At 71.7% G+C, this 7,464-nt stretch carries 5 protein-coding genes; 2 read left to right on the top strand and 3 right to left on the bottom strand.

Annotated elements, in window-relative coordinates; genetic code table 11:
* Positions 1 to 180 precede the first annotated feature (180 nt).
* Both AV521_RS36235 and AV521_RS36240 read left to right on the top strand, forming a co-directional pair.
* Positions 181 to 1,197: a sensor histidine kinase gene (locus AV521_RS36235; RefSeq protein WP_256725816.1), complete on the top strand. Its 1,017-nt coding sequence runs from the start codon at positions 181 to 183 to the stop codon at positions 1,195 to 1,197.
* On the top strand, positions 1,194 to 1,850 hold the full coding sequence (locus tag AV521_RS36240) for a response regulator transcription factor (protein ID WP_076094722.1): 657 nt from the start codon (positions 1,194 to 1,196) through the stop codon (positions 1,848 to 1,850). Before AV521_RS36235 ends, AV521_RS36240 begins: the two co-directional genes overlap by 4 nt.
* A 60-nt stretch (positions 1,851 to 1,910) precedes the next feature.
* Here the strand turns inward: AV521_RS36240 and AV521_RS36245 are convergent, their stop codons facing one another.
* The 3 genes from AV521_RS36245 to AV521_RS36260 form a co-directional block, all read right to left on the bottom strand.
* Positions 1,911 to 3,092 carry an alpha/beta hydrolase gene (locus AV521_RS36245; protein WP_076094725.1) on the bottom strand — a complete coding sequence of 394 codons (1,182 nt, stop codon included), beginning with the start codon at positions 3,090 to 3,092 and terminating at the stop codon, positions 1,911 to 1,913.
* 494 nt (positions 3,093 to 3,586) lie between these two features.
* Positions 3,587 to 4,726 (bottom strand): alpha/beta hydrolase, encoded by a 1,140-nt coding sequence (locus tag AV521_RS36255; protein WP_076094728.1) that lies wholly within the window; start codon positions 4,724 to 4,726, stop codon positions 3,587 to 3,589.
* The gene (locus tag AV521_RS36260) at positions 4,723 to 7,332 is read right to left on the bottom strand and encodes a thioester reductase domain-containing protein (protein ID WP_256725817.1); all 2,610 of its coding nucleotides are present in this window, start codon (positions 7,330 to 7,332) and stop codon (positions 4,723 to 4,725) included. Before AV521_RS36260 ends, AV521_RS36255 begins: the two co-directional genes overlap by 4 nt.
* Between the last annotated feature and the right edge of the window lie 132 nt (positions 7,333 to 7,464).

Raw genomic sequence — 7,464 nt, forward strand, 5'->3', positions numbered from 1 at the left:
CGCCGGGTGGATCACGTCATACCGCGTCCTCCGTTGCTGGGGCGGTTTCCGTCGGCTGTGTGGTCGGCGTTGTGCTGGTGCGCCGCCGCTCTGTTCGCGCTGCTGTTGCTCGTTACGGCGACATACCGAATGGCACCGCTTCATCCCGCCGGGCCGCAGTCCGTCTTCCTGGGGATCGCCTTGCAGGCGGGACTGGCGGTCGTCCTGGCCATGGCGATCGGATGGGCCCGCCGCCGGCCGCTGGCGGTGTTCGCGATACTCCTGGCCGAGTCGGCGGCGGTATCGACGCTCGGGACGAGGACGTGGCCGATCTTCCTGGCCATGGACGGCTTGATCTGCTACGTCGCGGCCACCCGCCCGCGCCGAACCTCTGTGACAGCAGCCGTCGTCGAGCTGGCCGCTTGGCCTTGCGAATGGGCGGCGGTCAACCACGGCCAGGAGCAACTCAGCGATCTGCTGAGTACCTCGCTGGCGGTCACGGCGAGCACCGTCATCGCCTGGGCGATCGGCAACTCGATCCGCCAGCAACGCCTCTACGGCCAGGCCCTGCGCGCACACGCCGCCGCCCGGGCGGTCACAGCCGAAAGACTGCGGATCGCCCGTGAGCTGCACGACATGGTCGCCCACAGCGTGGCAATCATCGCGATCCAGGCCGGCGCGGCGAGCCTGGTCATCGACACGCAGCCGGCTGGAGCACGCAAGGCGTTGAATGCCATCGAGGCCACCAGCCGCGAGACACTGGCCGGACTGCGGCGCATGCTCGTTTCGCTCCGCCAGGCCGAAGCTGGGGAGGATGCGGCGAACGCCGATGCGGCGGCGGGTCTTGAGGCCGTCGAGAGGTTGGCCGAGATGACGGCGGACGCCGGTGTCCGGGTCGAGGTGGCTTGGCTGGGACAGCGGCGCCCGCTGCCGGCCGAGATCGACCTGGCCGCCTTCCGGATCATCCAGGAATCGGTCACCAACGCGGTGCGGCATTCCGGTGCCGGCCACTGCCGGGTGTCCGTGGGATTCGAGGACGAGGAACTGGCCATCGAGGTCGTCGACGACGGGCACGGCCCGGCGCATGGCAACGCGACGCGAGGAACCGGTTTCGGGATCTCCGGGATGCGTGAACGGGTCGCCCTGTTGAACGGTCGCTTCAGCGCGGGGCCGGGGCCGGAGGGCGGCTTCCGCGTGGCGGCGAGGCTGCCGGCATGACCATCCGCGTCGTACTCGCCGACGACCAGGAACTGGTGCGCGCTGGGCTGAGCATGGTCATCGCCGACATCCCCGACATGGAGGTCGTGGGCGAGGCAGGAACAGGTGCGCAGGCGGTCGAGCTGGCCACAGACCTGCGGCCCGACGTCGTCGTGATGGACATCCGCATGCCCATGATGGACGGCATCGAAGCCACCCGCGCGATCACCAAAGCCGCCCCGCAGCCGCGCGTGCTCATGCTCACCACCTTCGATGACGACGACAACGTCTACGCTTCACTGCGTGTCGGCGCGAGCGGATTCCTGGTCAAGGACATGGCCCTGGTGGACATCATCGCGGCAATCCGCGTCGTCGCCTCCGGCGACGCCCTGATCGCGCCGAGCGTCACCAGGCGCCTCATCGCAGACTTCGCCACCCGCCCTGATCCCTCCCCACCGAGACGGCAGATCACCGGTATTACCGAACGGGAACGCGAGGTGCTGACCCTGGTCGGGCGCGGCATGTCCAACAGCGAGATCGCCGCCCACCTCTTCATCGGCCCGGCCACCGCCAAAACCCACGTGGCCCGCCTGCTGACCAAGACCGGTGCCCGCGACCGCGTCCAACTCGTCATCGCAGCCTACGAGGCGGGCCTGGTATCACCGACCGGCTGAGCCCACGCCAGCGGGCGCGCCGGGACGGTGAATACCCCGAGAGGAACACCGGGCACAACGCTACGGCAGCTGGACGGCGACCTCCGGCTCGTCCGGGGAAGGCCCGTCCAGCAGCGGCTCCGGCACGCCCTTCAGCTGCAGGTCGAAGAAGTCCCCAAGGTACGTCCGGGTGATCGCCAGCCCGCGCAGCGGCTCGATCGCCCCCGGCCGGCTGGGCAGGCCCGCCGCCTGGGCGAGCAGCGGCAGGTCGCTGAAGGTGCCGTGTTCGGCGCCGGCGACAGTGAGCCGGCGCTTCCAGCCGTCCAGGTTCTTCCAGGCGTTGTCCCAGCTGGAATCCGTGCCGGGAGCCTCATCGGACCGGGCGCCGAACAGGAGGAAGGGCCGCCCGTCCAGACCCGTGGCCGGGACCGGCGCGTAGAAGGTGCCGTCCATGTTCGCCCCGGCCTGCACCCGGCGGTCGACGGCCATGGTCGAGGCGGTGGCGTCACCCCCGATGGAGTGCCCGGCCATGCCGATCCGCCTGCGGTCGATCAGGTGAGCGTAGTGCCAGGCCGGATGAGGGGACGTCACCTGGTCGATCACGAAGGAGACGTCCTTCGCCCGGCTCTCGGCGATGGCCGCAGGCCCGCCCGCCGGCGGGCGGTCGCAGATGGCGCAGGCGAGCGTCCGTCCGTCGGGGAACGTGACGCCGGGAGACTCGTAGGTGTGGTCGATCAAGGCGACGACGTACCCGCGGCTGGCCAGGCCCTCGGCGACACTGCTGAACAGCGCCCGCGGGAAACCGAGGCCGGGTGAGAGCAGCACCAGCGGGAACCGGCCGTGCACCGGGCGCGCGTCCGCCCGCGCCCAGGTACGGACCGCGCTCAGCGCCTCGGGCGGAATGCCCGAGCCCGGGGCCTTCTCCTGCAGGAACAGCCGGGCCTCCTCAGCGGTCATGTAGGGGGCGGGCACCCCGCTCCTGAGCCGGGCCGGGTAGTACATCGACACCATCAGCTGCCGCGGTCCCGCCGCCGGCACCCAGGGGTCCTGGCGGCTGTCGTCGACGAGGTGCAGCCTGTCGCGGCCAACTGCGTACGGGCCGGTCGGGCGGGGCAGTGCTGCCGTGAACCCGCTCGGCGTCGGATGGGCGGAGGCCGGGGCGCCGGACGGCGTGGTGGCGAAGGCCGGGGCCGCGACGGTGATCGGCAGCGGCAGGGCGAGTGCGAGCACGGCGGTCAGCGCCGCGCGGCGGATACTGGTCATGCGCCAGAAACTAGATCGCGGGCACACCTCCTGACGTCAGCTCAGGAGTGGACATGCGCCTCCGCTCCCGGGTGGATCCGCCGTCCCCTCGTAGGCGGACCAGAACGCGATGAGCCAGATTGCGAAACCGGTGAACGTTGCCCGTGAACCGCGTCCGCAGCGCCCCCTCGACATATCGACTCGCGGCCCTACCAGGTCACAAGGCACCCCCATCCCCAGCGGCCGGCGTGCTTCAACGAGCAGGTCCTCTCGTTGCAGGCGCGGCATGTCGGTGCGGGACATCCGCTGCCACCTGGCGGGAATGTACGACATCGAGGTCTCCGGTTTACCTGGCCGTCGGCGTCGACATGGACGGCCGCAAGGACGTCCTCGGCCTGTGGGTGCGTGACGAGGGCGAAGGAGCCACCACCTGGATGACAGCGAGCCGCGGGATGCGGTGCCTCCTGGAGTGTGGTCCGTTCACTGGCGCGTTCGGTGGTCGGCCGACCTGTCCGTCACCGCCGTCCGCCGAGAAAATCGAGGATGTGACCGAAGACGTCCAGGGCGGCGCCCCGGCCCAGGAACGTGTCCAGGTGGCCGTAACCGGGGATCTCGGTGTAGGACACGTCCAACTGGGGCTGCCGGTGGGCGAGTACGTCGTGGCAGAGCCGCTGGGAGTCCAGCCACAGCCCGTTCTCGCTGCCGGCGAGCAGCAGCACGGGGGTGTCGATACGGCCGGCCGCGTCCAGCGCATTGGGCGGCAGGGCACGGTAGCGGTGGTCGGTGTCATGCCAGCGGACCACGCTGCGGGCCAGCTCGATGCGACGCAGGTGGGGCAGGATCCACAGCGGCGCGGGGCCGAGGAGGTCCGCGAGGCGGTCGTGTGTGGCCTCGGGCAGGTTCTCGTGCACGAAGAGCGAGGCGCCCGTGCCCCAGGCAGAGTTGTGCAGGATCTGGCAGGTCGGATCCGGGCAGCTCGCCTTTCGTGACGCCAGTGCGAACAGCGGGGTGTACTTCGACCACAGGCCCACCTTGCGGAAGTCGACCGGGACGTGGTCGATCCGATGCTTCAGCAGCTCCCCCGCCAGCGACATCCGCAGCGATGTCCGGCCGGCGAGCTTAGGGGTCAGGAACACGCCCTGGGAGACCACGCCGGCGAGGCCCGGCACCAGTCCCGCCGCCATGCTCAGGGACAGCGTCAGCGAGCCGATGCAGTGGGCGACCACGAACAGCGGGCGGTCGCCTGTGCACTCGCGGACGTACGAGACGGCCGCGGGGATGTCGTACAGGGCCACGTCGTCGTACGTGTACCTCTGGCCGGTCTCGTTGTACGGCAGCCGGCAGCTGCCCCGCCAGTCCAGCAGCCAGGGCTCGTAGCCGTCGTCGAGAAGGACGTCGACCAGATTGCGGGTCTCCGGCAGCAGGAACATGTCGGCGGACGCGGTGTGTCCGTGCAGGAGCAGCACGGCGGGGCGGTCCGCGGCGCCGGTGTGTATCCGGGTCAGGCCGAGCCGGACGCCGTCGTCCGCCCGGAAGGGGATCTCCTCGACGGAGGCCGGGGCGAGGCGGTGGTGCAGCGGGCGCAGGGCCGCGGTGGTCCTGACTCTGGGCAGCGCCGGCCGGCCGGCGCGGGAGGTGGTCGTCCTGAAGATCATCGGTGGTGCTCCGTGAGGGTCGGGGTACGGCGCAGGTCGAGCAGGTCCGCGGCGGCGCGGGCGAAGGGGCCGAGCAGTCCACGGCCCATCTCCAGGCCGAACCAGGCGAGCCAGGTCAGCTTGGCGGCCCGCTTCTCCTGGCTCGTCAGACGCGGGTCGACCTCGATGCCGTCGATCTGGTCGCGGACGTAGGAGTCCGCAGGCACGACGACCTCGCCCGCCAAGCTCGCCGGTTCGCCCTCGCGGCCGATCCGCACGGTCAGCGCGCGGGTCTGCCGCCACAGGTCCCGGCGGGCCCGGGCGTACTTGTGGCCCTCCAGCCACCAGTGGCCGCCGTCGGCGTCGCGCAACCGCAGCCGGTAGCGCAGAAGCTGGTGCCTGAGCCCGTGCTGCTGCGGGATCCCCTCCTCAGGCCGGATCCAGAGGTCGCCGCGCTCGACGGCCAGCGGCTCGGGATGTACGGCGGTGCAGACGACCTCGCCGGTCACGTCCACCCGGCGCTCCTTCACCAGCTGGTACATGCTCGCGATGGAGAGGGTGAGCGCCATGGAGCAGGGGCTGTCGGCGGGGGCGCCGACCGGTCCCACGCTGCCCTCTGTCGTCTCCGAGAACCACAGGTAGGGCTGGTCGTCCTTGTGCGGCAGCCTGGCGAGGCCGTCCCGGGCGAGCCGCTCGAAGGTCCTGAGCTGGGCCTGCGCGTCGTAGCGGGCCGCGGGCGGCAGCCCGAGAGCGTCGACCAGGGCGGCGGTGCGTGTGCCTCCGGCCGCCGGGCCCCTCAGGGTCGCCTCGCACAGCTTGAGGGCGGTGGGGCTCTGCAACACCCTGCTCAGGAAGGCCAGTTCGGGGACCGGTTCGGCCTCCAGGCGGGCCAGGGCGTCGGTGCGCCACTCGTCCCAGTCCTGGACGCGCACGTGCATGCCTCCGAGCGCCATGTCACGGACGACGTCGTCGAGGGTGTTGGGCACACCGGTGAGGTTGTAGTCGTAGCCCCAGGCGTCGGGCTCGCAGATCGCGGCGACGGCGACGCGGCTCACCCAGTCCACCGGGGCCACGTTCAGGTAGCGGAAGGCGGGTACGGTGCGCAAGCGGCCGAAGGCCGAGATCAGGCCGCTGCTGAGGTCCTGCGGGTTGTAGGCGCCGGTCTTCGTGTGGCCGCCGATGCCGCCGGGGCGCAGGGCGGTGACGACCAGGCCGTGGTCGCGGGCACGGCGCAGGGCGACCTCGGCGGCCCACTTCGACTGGTCATAGCCCGAGATGAGCCGGTCGACGTGGGCGAGTGGGTCGTCCTCGCCCATGGAGGTGATGCCGACCTCGTTGAAGACGGCGATCGAGGAGATGTGGTGCAGCGGCTTGGGCCGGCCGGTGGCCGCGAGTTCGGCGAGGGTGAGCGCGCCGAGGACGTTGCCCGCCCGCAGCGACTGGTAGCCGCGCAGGAAGTCCACGGCCGCGGCGACGCCGACGACGCTGTCCAGTTCGTGGGCGAGCGTGTGCCACAGTTCGCCGGACAGGCCGAGCCGTGGCCGCCGGATGTCGCCGGGCAGCACGGTCACCCGGCGCCGCACCTCCGACGACCAGGGCAGCCGGTAACTCTTCAGCGCCGCGCCGAGCCTGGCGACGGCCGTCTCCTCGTCGGCCGCGCGCACCAGGCAATAGACGTGCGCGTCGCTGTGCCGGAGCAGGTCGAGCAGCATGTGACTGCCGAGGAAGCCGGTGGCGCCGGTCAGCAGGATCCGGCGGGGCGGCAGTGGCTCGGGCAGGTCGGCGAACGGGAGGCGGTCGGCGAGGGCCAGATCGGCGAGGACCTGGTCGAGGTCGTCGCGGCGGGCCCTGGCATACCGGTCCTCGCCACTGCTGACACCGGCGCGGAGCGCCGGTGGGGTGCGTGGAGTCGGGATCGGAAGGGTGCCCGGGGCGAGAGCCGGAAGAGCGCCCGCCGCGGAGAGCGGCAGCGTTCCAGGGACCGGAGCCGCAACATCACCCGCGCCGGAAACCGGAAGCGTGCCAGAGGCCGGAACCCGGACGGCATCCGCAGCGGGAAGCGCCGGCGTGCCGGGGGCCGAGGCCGGAACAGCGCGCGCAGCGGAAGGCGGCAATGTGCCAGGGACCGGAACCGCAGCAGCACCCGCACCGGGGGTTGGCAGCGTATCGGCGGCCGGAACCGGCGGAGCGCCCTGGGCGGTGGGCGCCGGGGTGTCTGGATGCTCGGGCGGCGGGGTGGCCTCGCTCGACGCTTCGCCTCCGGTCGTCTGCAGCCAGCGCCGGGCGAGACTGATCGGACGGGCGTCGGCGAACACCTCGTCCAGATCGAACTCGATGCCCAGCTCGCCCTCCAGCTCCGCGACGAGCTCCACGGCGTGCACGGACGTGCCCCCCGCGTCGAAGAAGTCGGCGTCGGGCGGCAGGTGTCCCGCGGGCAGGTAGCGGCCCGCCGCGGCGGCGATGGCCGTGGCCACGCCGTCCACGTCCCGGGGCGGGGCGGGGGCGGCACCGGAGTCCGCACCGGTGGCGGCCTGCATCACCCTGGCCAGCAGGTCGTCCACGCCGAGCCCGCCGCCACCGCGCTCGATCGCCTCGGCGGTCGCCCGCTGCCCGGATTCCTCGGTCATGTCACGCATGAGAGCCCTTCACGATGTGCGCGTCCTTTCCCTTGCTTCCGGCAAGGTCCTTGCTTCCGAAGGTCCTCGGTTCCGACGAAGTCCCTTGCTCCTGAGGAAGTCCTCGCGCGCTGCTGCGGGACG

Source organism: Streptomyces sp. IMTB 2501, assembly GCF_001953885.1.
Lineage (GTDB): Bacteria > Actinomycetota > Actinomycetes > Streptomycetales > Streptomycetaceae > Streptomyces.